The following is a 19,063-nucleotide window of genomic DNA, read 5'->3' as shown; positions in this document are numbered from 1 at the left end:
CACATAGACGCCTTTTTTGCTTCAGAATTTAGTTACAGAGGATTAGCCGCCGCCTTTCGCCTTCTCCATCATCGCCCGGATATTCGCTATGCTGGCCTGTCCTTTTTGCATTCTTTCTTGTGGGCTAACCACTTTGCGCTCGGTTTCCCAATTCAGATCGTCTTGCGGCAGTTCAAGCAAGAAGCGGCTCGGTTCTGGACGTACTAATTCGCCATATTGGCGACGTTCGCGGCACAGCGTGAACACCAGTTCTTTTTGCGCACGTGTAATGCCCACATAGGCTAAGCGGCGCTCTTCATCGACATTGTCCTCATCGATGCTGCTCTGGTGTGGCAATAATCCTTCTTCCATCCCCACCAAATAAACGTATGGAAACTCAAGCCCTTTAGAGGCATGCAGCGTCATAAGCTGCACCTGATCGGCCTCATCTTCGCTTTCACCACGCTCCATCATGTCGCGCAGGGTAAAACGAGTGACGACCTGAGTCAGCGTCATAGGCTCATCAATATCGCTGCCATCCAGCATTTCTGTCATCCAGCTAAACAGCTGATTGACGTTTTTCATCCGCATTTCAGCGGCTTTCGGGCTGGGTGATGTTTCAAACAGCCAGCTTTCATAGTCAACGCCGTGAATAAGATCGCGCACCGCGGCGATCGGCTCACGTTCAGACAGTGTGGAGATTTCCTGCATCCAGTGGGTAAACCGCTGTAGCGATTCTAAGCCGCGCCCAGTCAGCGTTTGGCTCAGACCAAAATCAAAGCTGGCGCGGAACAAACTGATACCACGATGGTTAGCCCATTCACCGAGCTTTTGCAGCGTTGCAGGGCCGATCTCACGCCGTGGGGTATTCACGATGCGCAAAAATGCGCTGTCGTCGTCTGGATTGGTCAATACACGGAGATACGCCAGCAAATCTTTAATTTCTGGACGCGAGAAGAACGACGTGCCGCCAGAGATACGATATGGAATACGGTTTTGCATCAGCATCTTTTCAAACACGCGTGACTGATGGTTACCGCGATACAAAATCGCATAGTCGCTGTAGGAGGTTTTATTAATAAAGTGATGAGCGATTAGCTCACCCACCACGCGTTCAGCCTCGTGATCTTCATTATTTGCCGTAATAATTTTCAGCTCTTCACCGTAGCCTAGCTCAGAAAAAAGCCGCTTTTCAAAAACATGTGGGTTATTGGCGATCAAAATATTGGCAGACTTCAAGATACGCTGAGATGAACGATAGTTCTGCTCCAGCTTTATCACCTGCAAAGCCGGAAAATCTTCTTTAAGCAGTACCAAGTTTTGCGGCCGAGCACCGCGCCACGAGTAAATCGACTGATCGTCATCACCCACCACGGTAAAACGCGCACGATTTCCCACCAGCAGTTTAACCAGTTCATACTGGCTGGTATTGGTATCTTGGTACTCATCCACCAGCAGATAACGAATGCGCTGCTGCCAGCGTTCACGCACCTCTTCGTTGCTGCGCAGCAGCAGCGTTGGCAACAGGATTAGGTCATCAAAATCCAGCACGTTGCAGGCTTTTAGCTGCGCGTCATACAGCTGATAGCAGTGCACAAACAGCTTATCGCGCTCAGAAAATGCATGAGCCGCGGCCTGTTTGGGATCGATCAGATCGTTTTTCCAATTTGAGATCGTCGAAATCAGCTGCTTGAGCAGATCTTTATCTTTCTCGATCCATTGTTCAGTCAAATCCGTCAGCAAAGCCAGCTGATCCTGATCGTCGAACAATGAGAAATTAGCTTTCATTCCCAAGGCTTTGTATTCACGTTTGATAATCTCCAATCCCAATGTATGGAAAGTAGAAATCATCAGACCGCGCGCTTCTTTACGCCCGAGCGTTTGCGCCACACGCTCTTTCATTTCGCGAGCGGCTTTATTGGTAAACGTCACGGCGGCGATATGGCGTGCTTGATAGCCACATTCTCGGATCAGATGCGCAATTTTGTTGGTAATAACACGGGTCTTACCCGAACCGGCACCAGCCAGAACTAAACAAGGACCTGTAACAAATTCGACAGCCTGCTGCTGACCGGGATTTAAACGCATGGATGACTTAACCTGAATATGATGGCGACAAGATAACAACGAGTACAGGGCGAATTGTAGCAGAAACCCTGCGACGAAATTACACTCCGCGCGTAGGTTCCACCTTCAATGCGTTATACACCGAAGCACGAGAAATCCCCAACTCATCGGCCACGATTTTCGCGGCACCTCGCAGTTGTAAAAGACCAGACGTCGCCAGATGACGAATCAATACCTTACGCTGCGAAGCTGAAAGCGCCCGTGGTTGACTCGACATCGCTGCCGCATAATCTTCGATGGCACGCTTCACGTCTTTCGAGCCGAAACTACTGCGCAAACTTTCCTGCGTCGGTGCCTGTTCGCTGTCTACCGACGTCAATTGCGACAACACACGCTGAACGGAATCAAGCAGAGAAACATCCATATTCAGGCATAACGCCGCCACGTATTCGCCCTGACTGTTACGCAGACCAATCGACGTACTTTTTGCCGGTCGACCATCGGGGAATCGGTTGCCGTAGTTTTGCACCACGTCTGGATATTGCGGATCGCGTATACGTGCCAGCCCCATTTCCGTTGATGGATCGCCGATTTTGCGCCCAGAAAGGGGCTGTTCTATCGCCACAATGGAATGTAGGGGGTTACAGAGATCGTGCAAAACGACTTCGCAGGTCGGGGCAAACATTTCACCTAATGCCTTAGCGATTTTGGCCCCTTCTCGCAGCAATAACTGGTTTTCGCTTAAGGTTTCTATCGGGATCTCTTCATTATTTTTCATATAGCACTTTCCTTTTTATTTTACTGATCGTATAAAATTATACAAAATGACAAAGCAAATTGCACCCCGAGGAGAAAATCATGCCCCTGTTACCTATGGCAGTCAGCGCAGATGATGTGCGTGAAGCTGCAAATATCATTAAAGCAGCTGCGCACCGCACGCCGGTTCTGACCTCTACTCAAGCCAACGCTTTAACCGGCGCAAGCCTGTTTTTCAAGTGTGAAAACTATCAACGTATTGGCGCATTTAAATTTCGCGGCGCTTATAACGCGATAAGCCATTTGACGCCGGAGCAGAAGAAAAACGGCGTTGTCGCATTCTCTTCAGGGAACCATGCCCAGGCGATGGCGTTAGCAGCTCGCGAGCTCAACGTTCCCGTAACTATCGTGATGCCACACGATGCACCCGCAGCTAAACTCGCCGCCACACGCGGATACGGTGCCGAAGTCATTATTTACAATCGCCAAACCGAAGATCGTGAGGCGATCGCCGCCGATCTGGCAGCCAAGCGTGGTTTAAGTATTATTCCTCCCTACAACCACCCTCACGTTATTGCTGGCCAAGGCACCTCCGCACTAGAATTATTCGAAGAGGTTGGCGAACTCGATTTCTTGTTCGTCTGTACCGGCGGCGGTGGGCTGCTTTCTGGATGTGCAATCGCCGCGAACCACATGGCACCAAACTGTCGCATATTTGGCGTTGAACCCGAAGCCGGCAATGACGTGCAGCAATCGCTGCGTACGGGGGAACGCGTAAGTATTGCGGTTCCCGATACCATCGCTGATGGCGCACAAACCCAATGCGTCGGTGAGCTCACCTTCCCGATCATTCGTAATTTCGTTGAAGACATTCTTACCGTTAGCGATCAACAGCTATGCGATCAAATGCGTTTCTTTATGGAAAGAATGAAAATTGTCGTTGAGCCGACAGGGTGTTTAGCCGCTGCCGCCGCAATGAGTGGTGCCATCGATATTCGCGGCGCACGCGTGGGGATTATCGTCAGCGGAGGCAACGTGGATGCTGAGTCCTATGCTGACTTCCTTAAGCGCGGGAAAAACATACTATGAAAATCATCCATTCAGATCGGTTACCCACACCCGGTGGACATTATTCACCCGCGATAATTTCAGGTAACAGCCTGTATATCTCTGGGCAGTTACCCATCTCGCTCACGAGTCCACGACCGCAGGGTGAATTAGCCGAACAGGCACAGGTCGTTTTTGGCAATATCGACATCCTGTTAGAGACGATCGGAATTAATAAACAACATCTGGTGAATGTGCAGGTCTATCTTAGTGATGTCGCATTGTGGCCAGAATTTAATCGACTTTATGCACAGTGGATAGGCGATCACCGCCCTGCTCGTACCGTCGTGCCATGTTCTGCGCTGCATTATGGAGCACTGCTGGAAATGAGCGCCATTGCGGAAATAGCCCTAGGCTGAGTACACTAGGGAAAATTTCTCTAATGCCTTCATCTGGAGTATCCCCGATGGCTAAAAACGCGGCAGCATTGCATATCCTTGTAAAGGAAGAAAAACAAGCTCTGGATCTTCTTGAGCAGTTAAAAAACGGCGGCGATTTCGAGAAGCTGGCCAAGAAGCATTCAATCTGCCCGTCAGGCAAAAAAGGCGGTCATTTGGGTGAATTCCGTCAGGGTCAGATGGTTCCTGCGTTTGATAAAGTGGTGTTCTCCTGCCCGCTGCTGGAGCCTTATGGCCCGCTGCATACCCAGTTTGGCTACCACATCATCAAAGTGCTTTATCGTAACTAGTTTAGTTGTAAGCAATAAAAAAGGCGCCTAGGCGCCTTTTTTGCTATTTTTTAGCTATATCGCGAAATTAACCTGCAACGGCAATGCGCTTCATATCTTTCATGTAGCCACGCAGTTTATGACCAACGGCTTCAATTGGATGATTACGAATCGCTTCGTTCACATCGCGCAGTTGAGCATTATCCACCGCCGTTGTTGTGCCTGCTGCTTTGCCTAAGTCGCCGGTTTGCAGAGAAGCCATGAATTTCTCTTTCAGCAAAGGCACTGCCGCGTTAGCAAACAGATAGTTACCGTATTCCGCAGTATCAGAGATAACTACGTTCATTTCATACAGACGTTTACGCGCAATGGTATTCGCGATCAGAGGCAGCTCGTGCAGCGATTCGTAATAAGCAGACTCTTCAATGATGCCGGAAGCCACCATGGTTTCAAAAGCCAGCTCAACGCCTGCTTTTACCATCGCAATCATCAGAACGCCTTGGTCGAAGTAATCCTGCTCGGCAATTTTGCCTTCAAACTGCGGCGCAGTTTCAAACGCAGTTTTGCCGGTTTCTTCGCGCCAGGTCAGCAGTTTGATATCGTCTTCAGCCCAGTCAGCCATCATGCCACCCGAGAACGCGCCAGAAATGATGTCATCCATATGTTTTTGGAACAGCGGAGCCATAATTTCTTTCAGTTGCTCTGACAGTGCGTATGCGCGCAGCTTCGCAGGGTTGGATAAACGATCCATCATCAGCGTGATACCGCCCTGTTTCAGCGCTTCGGTAATGGTTTCCCAACCGAACTGAACCAGTTTCTCGGCATAAGCAGGCTCGGTCCCCTCAGACACCAGCTTATCGAAGCACAGCAATGAACCCGCTTGTAACATGCCACACAGAATAGTTTGCTCGCCCATCAGGTCAGATTTTACTTCTGCAACGAAAGAGGACTCCAGAACACCGGCACGATGGCCGCCGGTTGCCGCCGCCCACGCTTTAGCAATCGCCATGCCTTCGCCTTTAGGATCGTTTTCTGGGTGAACAGCAATCAGAGTCGGTACACCAAAGCCACGCTTATATTCTTCACGTACTTCAGTTCCCGGACACTTCGGTGCCACCATCACAACGGTGATGTCCTTACGAATTTGCTCGCCAACTTCAACAATGTTGAAACCATGCGAATAGCCCAACGCCGCACCGTCTTTCATCAACGGCTGAACCGCTTTCACTACCGCAGAATGCTGTTTGTCTGGCGTCAGGTTAACCACCAGATCGGCCTGTGGGATCAACTCTTCGTAGGTGCCTACTTTAAAGCCATTTTCAGTTGCCTTACGCCATGATGCGCGCTTCTCAGCAATCGCCTCAGCACGCAATGCGTAGGCCACATCCAGACCCGAGTCACGCATGTTCAAACCTTGGTTCAAACCCTGCGCACCACAGCCAACGATCACCACTTTTTTACCTTTCAGGTATCCCGCTTCATCGGCAAATTCTTCGCGTCCCATAAAGCGACACTTACCCAGTTGCGCCAGCTGCTGACGCAGGTTCAATGTGTTGAAATAATTAGCCATGGTTTGCTCCATTGTTTGGTTGTTTGACGTTGTGTTTTCGCTCAAAGGCGACGTCTGCAAGTTCATTATTTTTTACTTCCCCACCTGTCTATTGGGGAGGTTCTCATCGAGGAGAATGAATCCATCATATGATAGGATTTGCATTGCTTAAATTGATATATTACGAAGATGTCATTGCATTTTTTGCAACGTAATGAGCGGAAATCACCCATGGATCTTCGAGACTTAAAATTATTTCTTCATCTGGCTGACTCGCGCCATTTTGGCCGCACCGCACAGGCGGTGCATGTGAGCCCCTCAACGCTTTCTCGCCAGATACAACGGCTGGAAGATGAACTCGGGCAACCGCTCTTTCTACGCGATAACCGCGATGTACGCCTCACCAGCGCAGGTGAACAGCTCAAGATCTTTGCTCAGCAAACGCTGTTGCAATATCAGCAGTTGCGTAACGCTCTCGGTCAAACGGGCCCTGCATTAACCGGCGAACTGCGTCTGTTCTGCTCGGTAACCGCTGCCTATAGCCATTTGCCTTCTGTGCTCGATCGCTTCCGAGCGTTGCATCCGCTGGTTGAAATCAAACTCACAACCGGCGACGCCGCCGATGCCGTCAGTAAAATACAGTCAGACGAAGCCGATCTCGGCATCGCTGGTCGACCAGAAACGCTGCCCACCAGCATTGAGTTCACCAAAATTGGTGAAATACCGCTGCGCTTGATTGCACCAGCGCTTCCGTGTCATGTCCGCACGCTAGCGCTAGTTGAGCAGCCGGATTGGTCGCAAATTCCGTTTATCCTGCCGGAACATGGTCCGTCGCGTCAGCGAATAGACCTCTGGTTTCGTAGACAAAAAATCAGTAATCCGCAGATTTACGCTACCGTTTCTGGTCATGAAGCGATTGTATCCATGGTCGCTCTCGGCTGTGGTATCGCCCTGTTACCCGACGTAGTTTTAGATAACAGCCCAGAATCTATTCGCGCACGTATTACCGAACTTGATCATGTGGCAATGGTGGCACCTTTTGAACTCGGCGTTTGCGTACAGAAAAAACGCCTAGAGGAACCGCTTATTCATGCGTTCTGGCAGCTGTTATAGCCACCAGAACGCAATCGCCAATTAGCCTTTTAAGAAGAAACGAAATGCCGGATTATCGGTTTCATCGTGGCATTCATAGCCCAGTTCATGCAGGCGCGATTCGAAATTTGGATCGCTATCTGCACGTTCAAACGCAGCAAGAACACGGCCAAAATCCGTACCATGGCTACGGTAGTGGAAAAGAGAAATATTCCAATGAGTGCCCAAGGTGCTTAAAAACTTCAGCAATGCGCCCGGCGATTCAGGAAATTCAAAGCTATAAAGGCGCTCTTGCAGCGGCTTAGACGGGCGGCCTCCGACCATATAGCGCACGTGCAGCTTCGCCATTTCATCGTCGGAAAGGTCTACAACCTGATACCCACCGTCTTGCAGCAGCGCCAAAATTTCCTGACGCTCCACCAAGCCGCGCGTTAAGCGTACGCCAACAAAAATGCAGGCATTATCCGCATCAGCGTAGCGGTAGTTAAACTCCGTTACCGCACGCCCGCCTAACAGCTGGCAAAACTTGAGGAAACTCCCCTGCTGCTCAGGAATGGTAACGGCCAACAGCGCTTCCCGCTGTTCACCTAATTCACAGCGCTCAGAGACATAACGTAAACCGTGGAAATTAAGATTCGCCCCTGACAGCACATGGGCCAAGCGTTCGCCCTGAATCTGATGCTGTTGAACATACTTTTTCAGCCCTGCCAGCGCCAAAGCGCCTGAGGGTTCTGCGACCGCACGCACATCTTCGAAAAGATCTTTTACCGCAGCGCAGATCGCATCACTATCCACGGTGATCACATCATCTAGATATTCACGGCACAGGCGGAAAGTCTCATCGCCGATGCGCTTAACCGCCACGCCTTCGGCAAATAATCCAACGCGAGCTAAATCCACCGGATGACCCGCATCCAGTGCGGCACGCAGACAGGCAGAATCTTCCGCTTCAACGCCGATCACTTTGATCTGTGGCATCAGTTGCTTGATCAGCACGGCCACGCCAGCGGCTAAGCCACCGCCGCCGACGGGGACAAATACGCGATCTAAATGAGCATCTTGCTGCAATAACTCCATGGCCAAAGTGCCTTGACCAGCGATAACCGCAGGATGGTCGAACGGAGGAACAAAAGTAAGATTCCTGGTTTTGGCTAACTCAATGGCATAGGCTTTGGCTTCATCAAAGTTCGCACCGTACAGCACGGCCTCACCACCAAAACCTCGTACTGCGTCCACTTTAATGTCAGCGGTTGAAACCGGCATAACGATGGTAGATTTGATGCCTAAGCGTGAAGCAGAAAGCGCCACACCTTGTGCATGATTTCCCGCTGATGCCGTCACGACACCGTGAGATTTCTGCTCTTCATCAAGGCCTGCGATCATCGCGTAAGCACCGCGCAGTTTGAAACTATGTACGGGCTGGCGATCTTCGCGTTTTACTAAAATGGTATTACCGACGCGTTCAGACAGTTTCGTCATGGTCTGCAACGGAGTGACCTGCGCGACCTCGTAGACTGGCGCTCGAAGTACTGCGCGTAGGTATTCAGCCCCGCAGGGCTGGCTGGGAAGCACTTCTTTTTGCATATTTGCCGGAGAAGTCATAATTAGCCTCCCAACTTAGATTTATCACGCACAGCGCCACGGTCAGCACTGGTCGCCAACATCGCATAGGCTCGCAGCGCAAAGGATACCTGACGCTCACGCGCTTTCGGTGTCCATGCGGCATCACCACGCGCCAGCTCTTGCTCACGACGACTCGCCAGTTCACTTTCGGCAACGTCTAATTGAATGCCGCGCTGTGGGATATTGATATCAATCATGTCACCGTCTTGCACCAACGCGATGATGCCACCGCTCGCCGCTTCCGGCGAAACGTGCCCGATCGACAAACCAGATGTGCCTCCAGAGAAACGCCCATCGGTAATTAGGGCGCAGCTTTTACCCAATCCCATCGATTTTAGATAGGTGGTTGGATACAACATTTCTTGCATCCCAGGGCCACCTTTCGGGCCTTCGTAGCGAATGACCACTACGTCACCCGCCACCACTTTACCGCCCAGAATAGCGTCTACCGCCGCATCTTGGCTTTCATATACTTTCGCTGGACCACGGAAAATCAGGCTCTCTTTTTCCACACCGGCGGTTTTCACGATGCAGCCATTTTCCGCGATATTGCCATACAACACGGCTAATCCACCGTCTTGGCTATAGGCAAATTCGCGGGTTCGAATACAGCCTTCTTGGCGGTCAGTATCCAGAGAATCCCAGCGGCATTCTTGTGAGAACGCTTTGGTGGTACGGACACCCGCAGGGCCTGCGGTATACATCTTTTTGACGCTTTCATCTTCTGTGACCATCACGTCATAAGCAGCCAGTGTTTCAGGCAGCGTCATACCCAGAACGTTGTTCACTTCGCGATTTAACAGCCCCGCACGATCCAACTCACCCAAAATACCGATCACGCCGCCCGCGCGATGCACATCTTCCATATGGTATTTCTGCGTACTTGGCGCCACTTTGCACAGATGAGGGACTTTGCGCGACAGGCGGTCAATGTCCGTCATGGTGAAATCAACTTCACCTTCCTGAGCCGAAGCCAACAGGTGCAGAACGGTATTGGTAGAGCCGCCCATAGCAATGTCTAACGTCATCGCATTCTCAAATGCCGCTTTGTTAGCGATATTGCGTGGCAGCACGCGGTCGTCATCTTGCTCGTAGTAGCGCTTGGTCAGGTCCACAATGCGTTTGCCTGCATTCAGGAATAGATCTTTGCGGTCTGCATGGGTCGCCAGCAGAGAACCATTGCCCGGTTGAGATAGGCCCAGCGCTTCGGTTAAACAGTTCATGGAGTTCGCGGTAAACATCCCAGAGCAGGAGCCGCAGGTTGGGCATGCAGAGCGCTCAATTTGCTCGCTGTCTGCATCCGACACATTCGGGTTTGCGCCCTGAATCATGGCATCCACCAGATCCAGTTTAATGATCTGGTCGGATAATTTGGTTTTACCCGCTTCCATCGGGCCACCAGAAACAAAGATCACCGGAATATTCAAGCGCAAAGACGCCATTAACATGCCTGGGGTGATTTTGTCGCAGTTGGAAATACACACCATGGCATCAGCACAGTGAGCATTAACCATATATTCTACGGAGTCCGCAATGAGCTCACGGGAAGGCAGGGAATACAGCATCCCGCCGTGCCCCATGGCAATACCGTCATCCACCGCTATGGTATTGAATTCTTTGGCTACGCCGCCAGAAGCCTCGATCTGCTCTGCAACCAGTTTGCCCAGATCGCGCAGATGAACATGGCCCGGCACGAACTGGGTAAACGAGTTAACCACGGCAATAATCGGCTTACCGAAATCCGCGTCTGTCATTCCTGTTGCTCGCCATAATGCGCGAGCGCCCGCCATATTACGGCCATGTGTGGTTGTTGCGGAACGATACTTTGGCATGCTTAATTCACTCCAGCGTGAGCCTGTGTTCAGGCTTTTATCTATTTATGCGGGCGGGAACGAACCGCCCGACTTGTCCTCGTCCTACTTCGAGCTGCATGTGTGTTGATTGCGGCAACTCGGCGTATTTCGAGGTTATATTTTTGTTAATACCCTGTCTGTCACTTCAATTACTTCGCGTTAACTAAATCCAACCAGCCCCACTGATCTTCAGTTTTGCCAGTGAACAGGCCGAAGAACGCTTCTTGAATCTGTTTGGTGATTGGGCCACAGCGGCCAATACCTACCTGAATGCCGTCAACGCTACGTACCGGCGTAATTTCCGCGGCGGTACCAGACATAAAGACTTCGTCTGCCAGATACAGTGATTCACGTGACATCACCTGCTCGCGAATTTCAAAACCGGCGTTTTTCGCCAGCTTGATAATCGCATCACGCGTAATGCCCGGCAGTGCTGCCGACGTAAATGGCGGAGTGAAAATCACACCGTCTTTCACCATAAATAAGTTTTCACCTGCACCTTCAGACACATAGCCATGAACATCCAGAGCAATACCTTCTTGATAGCCATGACGACGAGCTTCAGAACCCACCAGCAGAGAAGAAAGATAGTTACCACCGGCTTTTGCCGCCGTTGGAATCGTATTCGGCGCAGCGCGATTCCATGAAGAAACCTGTGCATCGATGCCCTGATCCAGCGCATCAGCACCCAGATAGGCGCCCCATGGGAATGCAGCGATAATCACATCAGTGTTGTAACCTTCCGGCGGGTTAACGCCCATACCCACATCACCCACAAAGACCAATGGACGAATATACGCGCTGGTCAGATTGTTTTTACGCAGGGTTTCGCGGCAGGCTTCCATCAGTTCATCGACGCTGTAGGAAACAGGCATACGGTAAATTTTGGCGGAGTCGCGCAGACGCTGCATATGCTCGCGATGGCGGAAAACAGCAGGGCCATTATTGGTGTCATAGCAGCGCACGCCTTCAAATACGGAAGTACCGTAATGCAGCGCATGAGACATAACGTGCACTTTAGCTTCTGCCCATGGAACCATCTCGCCATTGAACCAAATGTAATCCGCTTTCTTAGTGGTCATTCTTTTTTCCTTGTTGCGTCTGATGCGCGATATTTAATTAATATTATTCGTTTCTAGAGCTAGCGTAGGCCGTTAACCGGCCGCTTGCTGATGCGCCGCGTGCGGCTGCACTTCAACGCAAGCAACATCCATCAATTTACTCAACTGCGACGAAAGCAGGTTGATTGGACGCTGGCTAGACACCGTTAGTTCAATGTTCACACTGTCTGAATCCAACATCTGAGCCATATTCATAGCACAAACTTGGAAGCCACGGTGACGGATAACGCGGAGTACCCGCTCTAAAACCTCTGGGCGGAAACGTGCCTGGATCGCCAATTGATGTTGCAAGGATGTTAACTGCATCATGATATTTTCTCCATCATAGATTCATTGCCTGCGCCCGGCGGAACTAAAGGCCAGACATTCTCTAATTCGTCGATGGAGACATGGAGCAGGTACGGACCTTCGCTGTTTAACAGCGCATCCAGTGCGGCGTCGACTTGATCTTTACGGGTAATGCGCTGGCCTGCAATGCCAAAAGCGCTGGCCAGCATTAAGAAATCAGGGTTATCGGATAAATTAGTTTCGCTATAGCGTCCGTCAAAAAACAGCTGCTGCCACTGACGCACCATGCCTAACCGCTGGTTATCCAGCAGAACTATTTTTACCGGCAGTTTTTTACGTTTGATGGTGCCTAATTCCTGCACGTTCATCATGAAAGAGCCATCGCCTGAGACACAGATGACCATATCGTCTGGACGCGCCATTTGCGCACCGACAGCCGCAGGGACACCAAATCCCATGGTGCCTAAACCGCTTGAGGTGATGAAATTTTCTGGACGAGTAAACTGCATATGCTGTGCAGTCCACATTTGGTGCTGGCCTACGTCGGTAGTTACAACCGCGCTGGCGGGTTTACGGTCAGATAACTGTTTCAGGAACAGCGGGGCATAAATAGCCTGACCGGGGTGATCGTAACGCCACGGGTGCTCGGCTTTCAGACTTATAACGTCATACTGCCATTCTCCGATGCTCAACGGCTGGCTCAGCGCTGGCAGCATGATATTTAAATCACCGCACAGCTCAACATGGGCCTGACGCAGCTTACTCATCTCGGCAGGGTCGATATCCATATGAATAACTTTGGCATGAGGAGCAAAAGCGTTTAGCTTGCCGGTAACGCGATCGTCAAAACGCGCTCCCACAGCAATCAGCAAATCACATTGCTGCACGGCCAAATTAGCAGCCTTGGTGCCGTGCATGCCTAACATCCCTAAATAGCATGGATGATTAGCATCTGGCGCTCCCAAGCCCTTTAACGTCACTACCGTAGGGATACCGGTTGCATTAACGAATTCGCGCAATGCAGGAACAGCCTGAGCCATCCCAACGCCACCGCCGGCATACAACATCGGTTTTTTAGCCTGAGCTAACAATTCACGCGCCTGCATTAAGCCGGTTTCACAGGCAGGCATGACTTCGGCGACGGCAGACAAATGCGCAGCCAGCTCACCTTCGGCCAGTTGAATATCTTTAGGGATATCGATTAAGACAGGGCCTGGACGCCCGCCCATAGCAACGGCGAAAGCTTCAGCCATAATGCAGGGCAAAGCATCCAGCGACTCAACTAAGAAACTGTGCTTGGTACATGCCAATGACAGCCCTAAAACATCAATCTCTTGAAAAGCATCGGTACCAATCAGAGCAGAACCGACTTGCCCAGTGATGGCGACAACGGGAACAGAATCCAGCATGGCGTCCGCTAACCCCGTAATCAAGTTAGTTGCGCCTGGGCCTGAAGTTGCAATGCACACCCCTGGTTTTCCCGTGGCGCGGGCATAGCCAATAGCGGCGATCACAGCGCCTTGCTCGTGGCGGCACAGTAGGTGTTCCACACCACCGTCATACAATGCATCGTATACCGGCATGATTGCGCCGCCTGGGTAGCCGAAAACTTTATCAACACCCTGTGCACGCAACGCTTGTACTACCCACTGTGCTCCATTCATAGATTAATTCCCCGCCCTTTTACTGGGACAACAGGATTTTATTCTGTTAGCCATTTGCTGTTCCCTATCACTTTTTCATTGCGAAAAAAAACCCCCGGACCTTTCGGTGCGGGGGTTCTCGTTTGATTCAGGCCTGATTTTTAAGCCTTTCTTCGTCCAAGTGCTGCCCCGCACGGTGGGATAATAATCACCACCACACTAATCACGACGAGGCTGAGTACTTGAACGAGAGTTTTCATAAATAGTTTTTTCTGTTGCCTTCTGAGCTAATGCTTAAAGAGTTATCACAGTTCTTTGCCGCCTGACAATAATTTTTTTGCGTAACCAATAAACAAAAACGGCTCAAATCACGTCCAATGATATGATTTAACATCATTTTATTGTGGTTTCTTCGGTCGAAATTTTTCTCCCTAAAGAAGCGCCTTGAGTATCTCGACCAAAAGAAATCAGCACAATGATTGCCACTGCAACACTGCCCGCAATAATCGCCATCGCCAAACCATAGTTCTGCCCATGGCTTTCAGCAATCGTCGCCTGAAGCGTGGCGTTTACTGAAGCAATCAGGTTACCTAGTTGATATACAAACCCCGGTAACACCGCGCGCGTATTAGCGGGAACCAGCTCATTAAGGTAAGTAGGAATAACGCCCCAAGCCCCTTGCACCATGAACTGCATTAAGAATGCGCCAATGCCTAACATGAGCGAGCCCCCAGAAAACGCCCACAGAGGGATAACAGGTAAGGCCAGCGCCGCCGCGATAATAATCGCCTTTTTACGGCCAATTTTTTCAGACAGCACGCCAAAGAACACACCACCGATAATTGATGCGATATTGTAGCTAATAGCGATGATACTGACGGTTTTGGGATCGAAACCATGCTGAATTTTCAAAAATGCCGGATACATATCTTGAGTGCCGTGGCTGAAGAAATTGAACGCAGCCATCAACAAAACGAGGTAAATACAAAGCTTCCAGTGGCTCTTCAAAACGGGGAGAAGCGCTGTGCTTTCTTTGCGCTCACGAGCGGCCAGCCAAACCGGTGATTCGGGTACTTTAAAGTAAATAAATGGCAATAAAATAATCGGAATAGCACCAATCACAAACATGCCACGCCAGCCGACAATTTCAAATAATGAACCGTACACCACCGCAGCTAACAGATAGCCGAAGGGATAACCTGCCTGAAATATCCCGGACATTAATCCACGTGAGCGGTCTGGAATGGTTTCCATCGCTAAAGATGATGCAACGCCCCAGATACCTCCCATTGCCACGCCATACAGCACTCTGAGCACTAAGAACATGGTCAGAGATGGCGCTGCAGCGGAGAGCAACTCGAAAATCGAAAAGAAGATAATATTGACCATCAAGATTGGCCGACGACCATACTTCTCGGCAGCTCGCCCAAATAGCAATGCGCCAATCGGACGCACGGCCAGCGTTAGCAAGATCGCCAACGTGACTTCTTCCATACCAACGTTAAACGCCTTGGCGATATCACTGAGTAAAAATACGAGGATGAAAAAATCGAAAGCATCGAGCGTCCAACTAAGAAAGCTCGCAATAGCAACGTTACGCTGCTGGCTTGACCAACCAAACATAATGAATTCCCTACCGTAGAGTATGAGGCGTTTTTATTAGCATTTTTATTAGTGACGACTGCACAGCCTGTTATTTGTTATGCAGAATGTCATTTTGTATTACTAATGTTAAATATAACCCTCTTGGCGACAGGGCCAAAATAATTAGCATGCTATCTTTGTTAAATATTGTATGTGAAATGTTAATTTTTGTTGCCAGTACTAAATCTAGCTCGCAGTTTCAAGTCGACTGCATTATGCAAGACACTGAAATGCTGGAATCAATAACACAAAGCCAGTATCTCGTTCTGACGCCACTCGCTATTCGCCACATGATGCTCTTCAACATGGAGGTAACTATGTCAGTGGCGATGATTAATACCCGTGCAGCAATCGGCGTGCAGGCACCCGCCGTGAGCGTTGAAGCACACATCAGCACCGGACTCCCCGGTTTTACATTAGTAGGTTTGCCTGAGGCGACAGTGAAAGAGGCTAAAGATCGCGTAAGAAGTGCCATCATAAATTGCGGTTTTACTTTCCCTGCAAAACGTATCACGGTGAATTTGGCTCCCGCAGATCTTCCCAAAGAGGGCGGTCGCTACGATCTTCCCATCGCAATCGCCATTTTGATTGCTTCTGAGCAGCTTAGCGCGACTTCGGTGGAAGGATTAGAGTTACTCGGTGAATTGGGCCTTTCAGGCGCACTACGGCGCATTCAGGGCGCTATACCAGCAGCTATGGCCGCACAGCATCATCAGCGCAAATTAATCGCGCCAGAGGAAAATGAGGAAGAGCTTGGCCTGCTTGGAGAACAACAGCCCCATCTCATTGCCAATCATCTTCTTCAGGTTTGTGATTTTCTCAGCGGTGAATCACCGCTTCTCCCACCGAAGGTCTCTCAGCGATCCCCCCTATCTCCCAACACAAAGGATATGCGGGATATTATTGGCCAAGAACAGGCACGAAGAGCTTTAGAAATCGCCGCCACAGGCGGGCATAACTTACTGCTGTTAGGGCCACCCGGAACAGGTAAAACGATGTTAGCCAGCCGCCTCAATAGCATGTTGCCACCGTTAACCACCGAAGAAGCTTTAGAGAGTGCGGCGGTCGCTAGTTTGGTACATCAATCAACCACGGGGCAATCTTGCTACCAGCGACCATTTAGAACCCCACATCACAGCGCTTCAATGGCAGCACTCATTGGAGGTGGATCTTTGCCAAGACCGGGAGAGATTTCTCTCGCACATAATGGGGTATTATTTTTGGATGAACTGCCCGAGTTTGAACGGCGAGTGTTGGATGCTCTGCGCGAACCGCTTGAGTCTGGCGAAGCATGCATTTCAAGGGCGCTGGCAAAAGTCACTTTCCCTGCAAGAGTACAATTAGTTGCTGCTATGAATCCAAGTCCGACAGGACATTACAAAGGCATTCATGCTCGTACACCACCACAGCAGATACTCAAATATCTATCCCGCTTATCAGGCCCATTTTTAGATCGTTTTGACCTATCTATTGAGGTGCCCCTGTTACCCGCAGGCGTTCTTAGCATTCAAAAACGCGTTGGAGAAAGCAGCGAGGTTATTCGCCAAAGAGTCTGTTTAGCACGAGAAAAACAGTATCAACGATCGGGAAAGCTCAACGCACACTTGGCAGGCAAAGAGATGGACAGGGTATGCTCACTATCTCAAGAAGATGCGTCATTTCTGGAACAAGCGCTAGAGAAGATGGGATTATCGGTAAGAGCTTGGCATCGAATACTAAAAGTTGCTCGTTCTATTGCCGATCTTGCACAAAGTGACAACATCAGCCGAATTCACATTGCAGAGGCACTCAGCTACCGCTCAATGGATCGTTTGATCCAACATCTCCATCAGGCACTGCAATAAAAAACGGGGCCAAGGGCCCCGTTTTTTTAGTCATCACTGTCAGTGTATTCTTCCACCGTATCCATCTGCGGTTTACCGCCGGATAAGGTGTGGAAACGCTTAGGACGACGAATGCGTGCAATATACTTCGACCAAATCTTCTCTGCTTCTGTCGCAGGCTGACGTTCGCCACGGCATACAGCAACAAAGAGTTGTTCTTCTTCAGTTTGTGGCTCACGAGTCCCTAAATCGAGCTCGTTAAACGCATAACCAAAACGCTCAAGAACCTGAGCTTCTTTAATTGTGAAATCGCCGTGACGTGAAAAACCACGAGGATAATGTTTATTGTCAAAAAAACGATGATTGGTGCTGAAGCTTTCCGCCATCTGACACACTCCTAAATTTTCTTATTGCTGTACCACTTATGGCGCGGAGTATTAGTTAGGCTTGACAACGTGTAAAACAAAACATTTAAATCATCATGATTAATATTTTTATTGGAGACACAGTGGATAGCGAATTATTAAAAACCTTCTTAGAAGTGAGCCGAACAAGACACTTTGGCAAAGCCGCTGAAACGCTTTATCTAACACAATCAGCGGTTAGCTTCCGTATTCGTCAGCTTGAAACACAAGTTGGTGCCGATCTTTTCACTCGCCACCGCAATAATATTCAGTTAACCGAGGCAGGAGAACGACTCGTTCCCTACGCAGAAAAGCTGATGGAAACCTGGCTATTGGCTAAAAAAGAAGTTCTTAAGAGCCGACAGCACAAAGAATTATCGATTGGCGCTCCAGCAATGATGTGGGAATCGCTGCTTATTTCATGGCTATCAAGTGTCTATAAACATAAACCCGAACTCTTGCTAGAAGCCCGTATTGGGCAAAGGCATACCCATGTTAGACAGCTGCATGAACGCCATCTGGACCTACTGATAACAACAGAGATCCCAAAGATGGAGGAGCTATCAACAGAAAAAGTCGGCGAGTTCACACTGCAACTTCTTACATCCGCAGGAGAAGGAGCAACCGATGACCTTCCCTATATTCGCTTAGAGTGGGGGGCGGATTTTGCCCGTTTTGATGAACAGCTTACTAGCAACAATAATCCCCCAATGTTAACGACCAGCTCAATCGCGCTTGCCGAACAGGTCATGACCCAAGCAGGAGGAAGAGCATTTTTCCCAGCACATTGGCATCCGAATCACTTCCAAGTTGATAGCTCTCAGGAAGCCCTAACGCGGCCAATTTACGCCGTATGGCTCCACAACAGTGATAGGAAAGAGGAGATTAAGTATTTAACGCAGTCGTTGATAAATTATCATCTAGAGCAGCCAAAGTAATTTTTGGCATTGTAGAGCGTCAATGTTGGGGGGTGATAGTATGAAATTGCCCCAACAACTTAGAACATTTAGGTAGGTATTTTGGAAAACCGCTGAAGGGTAAGTCTTAATTTTAAGTTTTTTCTGCGCTAAAACGCAAAAAAGCCCTCCGCAAGCGGAAGGCTATTTGTATGGCAGGGGCGGAGAGACTCGAACTCGCGACACCCGGTTTTGGAGACCGGTGCTCTACCAACTGAGCTACGCCCCTAAAGAACGCTTACTATTATCCCCACGTTCAAGCAGGCATAACATAAATAAGTGGCGGAACGGACGGGGCTCGAACCCGCGACCCCCTGCGTGACAGGCAGGTATTCTAACCAACTGAACTACCGCTCCACCGATTCTTTCTCTCACATCAGCATTCGTCTGATGTCAGTTTGTTCCTGTTATTTTCCGTGTCAGGGAAAAGGAACTAATTTAAAGCCTGGCAGTTCCCTACTCTCGCATGGGGAGACCCCACACTACCATCG

The 19,063-nt window shown here is 49.9% G+C and carries 17 protein-coding genes and 2 tRNA genes; 6 read left to right on the top strand and 13 right to left on the bottom strand.

Annotated features, from left to right (window positions below; genetic code table 11):
• Positions 1-42: 42 nt before the first annotated feature.
• Positions 43-2,067, bottom strand: a complete 2,025-nt coding sequence (gene rep / locus RSC70_RS15765) for a DNA helicase Rep (protein ID WP_040046704.1) — start codon at positions 2,065-2,067, stop codon at positions 43-45.
• A 79-nt stretch (positions 2,068-2,146) separates the two neighbouring features.
• Positions 2,147-2,824 (bottom strand): helix-turn-helix transcriptional regulator, encoded by a 678-nt coding sequence (locus RSC70_RS15760; RefSeq protein ID WP_052439960.1) that lies wholly within the window; start codon positions 2,822-2,824, stop codon positions 2,147-2,149.
• Positions 2,825-2,904: 80 nt separating this feature from the next.
• On the opposite strand from RSC70_RS15760, the gene RSC70_RS15755 reads away from it, so the two are divergent.
• From RSC70_RS15755 to ppiC, 3 genes are read left to right on the top strand one after another with little or no spacing between them, the layout of a single operon-like run.
• Entirely contained in the window at positions 2,905-3,891 is a 987-nt protein-coding gene (locus RSC70_RS15755) for a threo-3-hydroxy-L-aspartate ammonia-lyase (RefSeq protein WP_040046705.1), read from the top strand.
• Positions 3,888-4,268: a RidA family protein gene (locus RSC70_RS15750; RefSeq protein ID WP_282808129.1), complete on the top strand. Its 381-nt coding sequence runs from the start codon at positions 3,888-3,890 to the stop codon at positions 4,266-4,268. The genes RSC70_RS15755 and RSC70_RS15750 overlap by 4 nt, the downstream gene beginning before the upstream one ends.
• 47 nt (positions 4,269-4,315) lie before the next feature.
• The gene (gene ppiC, locus RSC70_RS15745; RefSeq protein WP_025802081.1) at positions 4,316-4,597 is read left to right on the top strand and encodes a peptidylprolyl isomerase PpiC; all 282 of its coding nucleotides are present in this window, start codon (positions 4,316-4,318) and stop codon (positions 4,595-4,597) included.
• A 67-nt stretch (positions 4,598-4,664) separates the two neighbouring features.
• Here ppiC and ilvC read toward each other — a convergent pair whose 3' ends face one another.
• Positions 4,665-6,146 carry a ketol-acid reductoisomerase gene (gene ilvC, locus RSC70_RS15740; protein WP_025802079.1) on the bottom strand — a complete coding sequence of 494 codons (1,482 nt, stop codon included), beginning with the start codon at positions 6,144-6,146 and terminating at the stop codon, positions 4,665-4,667.
• Between the two features lie 210 nt (positions 6,147-6,356).
• Between ilvC and ilvY the strand changes: the two genes are divergently transcribed.
• Positions 6,357-7,238 (top strand): HTH-type transcriptional activator IlvY, encoded by an 882-nt coding sequence (gene ilvY / locus RSC70_RS15735; RefSeq protein ID WP_025802077.1) that lies wholly within the window; start codon positions 6,357-6,359, stop codon positions 7,236-7,238.
• Positions 7,239-7,259: 21 nt separating this feature from the next.
• On the opposite strand, the gene ilvA is transcribed toward ilvY, so the two are convergent.
• The 7 genes from ilvA to RSC70_RS15700 form a co-directional block, all read right to left on the bottom strand.
• Positions 7,260-8,801, bottom strand: coding sequence for a threonine ammonia-lyase, biosynthetic (gene ilvA, locus RSC70_RS15730; protein ID WP_234619716.1), 1,542 nt, complete (start codon positions 8,799-8,801; stop codon positions 7,260-7,262).
• Between the two features lie 20 nt (positions 8,802-8,821).
• Complete coding sequence (gene ilvD, locus RSC70_RS15725; protein WP_103008813.1) at positions 8,822-10,672, bottom strand: dihydroxy-acid dehydratase; 1,851 nt, start codon at positions 10,670-10,672, stop codon at positions 8,822-8,824.
• Positions 10,673-10,842: 170 nt separating this feature from the next.
• Positions 10,843-11,775, bottom strand: coding sequence for a branched-chain amino acid transaminase (locus RSC70_RS15720; RefSeq protein WP_025802071.1), 933 nt, complete (start codon positions 11,773-11,775; stop codon positions 10,843-10,845).
• A gap of 72 nt (positions 11,776-11,847) precedes the next feature.
• Positions 11,848-12,123, bottom strand: a complete 276-nt coding sequence (gene ilvM, locus RSC70_RS15715) for an acetolactate synthase 2 small subunit (RefSeq protein ID WP_080723891.1) — start codon at positions 12,121-12,123, stop codon at positions 11,848-11,850.
• A complete protein-coding gene (ilvG, locus tag RSC70_RS15710; RefSeq protein WP_332542967.1) occupies positions 12,120-13,766 on the bottom strand; it encodes an acetolactate synthase 2 catalytic subunit in 1,647 nt (548 codons plus the stop codon). The genes ilvM and ilvG overlap by 4 nt, the downstream gene beginning before the upstream one ends.
• 140 nt (positions 13,767-13,906) lie before the next feature.
• Positions 13,907-14,005, bottom strand: coding sequence for an ilv operon leader peptide (ilvL, locus tag RSC70_RS15705; protein ID WP_071778685.1), 99 nt, complete (start codon positions 14,003-14,005; stop codon positions 13,907-13,909).
• Between the two features lie 133 nt (positions 14,006-14,138).
• The gene (locus tag RSC70_RS15700) at positions 14,139-15,368 is read right to left on the bottom strand and encodes an MFS transporter (protein ID WP_332542966.1); all 1,230 of its coding nucleotides are present in this window, start codon (positions 15,366-15,368) and stop codon (positions 14,139-14,141) included.
• Positions 15,369-15,706: 338 nt separating this feature from the next.
• Between RSC70_RS15700 and RSC70_RS15695 the strand changes: the two genes are divergently transcribed.
• A complete protein-coding gene (locus RSC70_RS15695) occupies positions 15,707-17,233 on the top strand; it encodes a YifB family Mg chelatase-like AAA ATPase (RefSeq protein WP_332542982.1) in 1,527 nt (508 codons plus the stop codon).
• A 26-nt stretch (positions 17,234-17,259) separates the two neighbouring features.
• On the opposite strand, the gene RSC70_RS15690 is transcribed toward RSC70_RS15695, so the two are convergent.
• Positions 17,260-17,598: a DUF413 domain-containing protein gene (locus tag RSC70_RS15690; RefSeq protein ID WP_025802063.1), complete on the bottom strand. Its 339-nt coding sequence runs from the start codon at positions 17,596-17,598 to the stop codon at positions 17,260-17,262.
• A gap of 122 nt (positions 17,599-17,720) precedes the next feature.
• On the opposite strand from RSC70_RS15690, the gene hdfR reads away from it, so the two are divergent.
• A complete protein-coding gene (gene hdfR, locus RSC70_RS15685; RefSeq protein ID WP_282815159.1) occupies positions 17,721-18,554 on the top strand; it encodes an HTH-type transcriptional regulator HdfR in 834 nt (277 codons plus the stop codon).
• Between the two features lie 171 nt (positions 18,555-18,725).
• Here hdfR and RSC70_RS15680 read toward each other — a convergent pair.
• Positions 18,726-18,801 (bottom strand) — tRNA-Trp (locus tag RSC70_RS15680).
• A gap of 51 nt (positions 18,802-18,852) precedes the next feature.
• Positions 18,853-18,929: transfer RNA gene (locus RSC70_RS15675), tRNA-Asp, on the bottom strand.
• Positions 18,930-19,063 lie beyond the last annotated feature (134 nt).

Origin of the sequence: Hafnia sp., assembly GCF_036648275.1 — a bacterium.
Taxonomy (GTDB): Bacteria; Pseudomonadota; Gammaproteobacteria; order Enterobacterales; family Enterobacteriaceae; genus Hafnia; species Hafnia alvei.
This window is presented reverse-complemented; position numbering and strand designations above follow the sequence as displayed.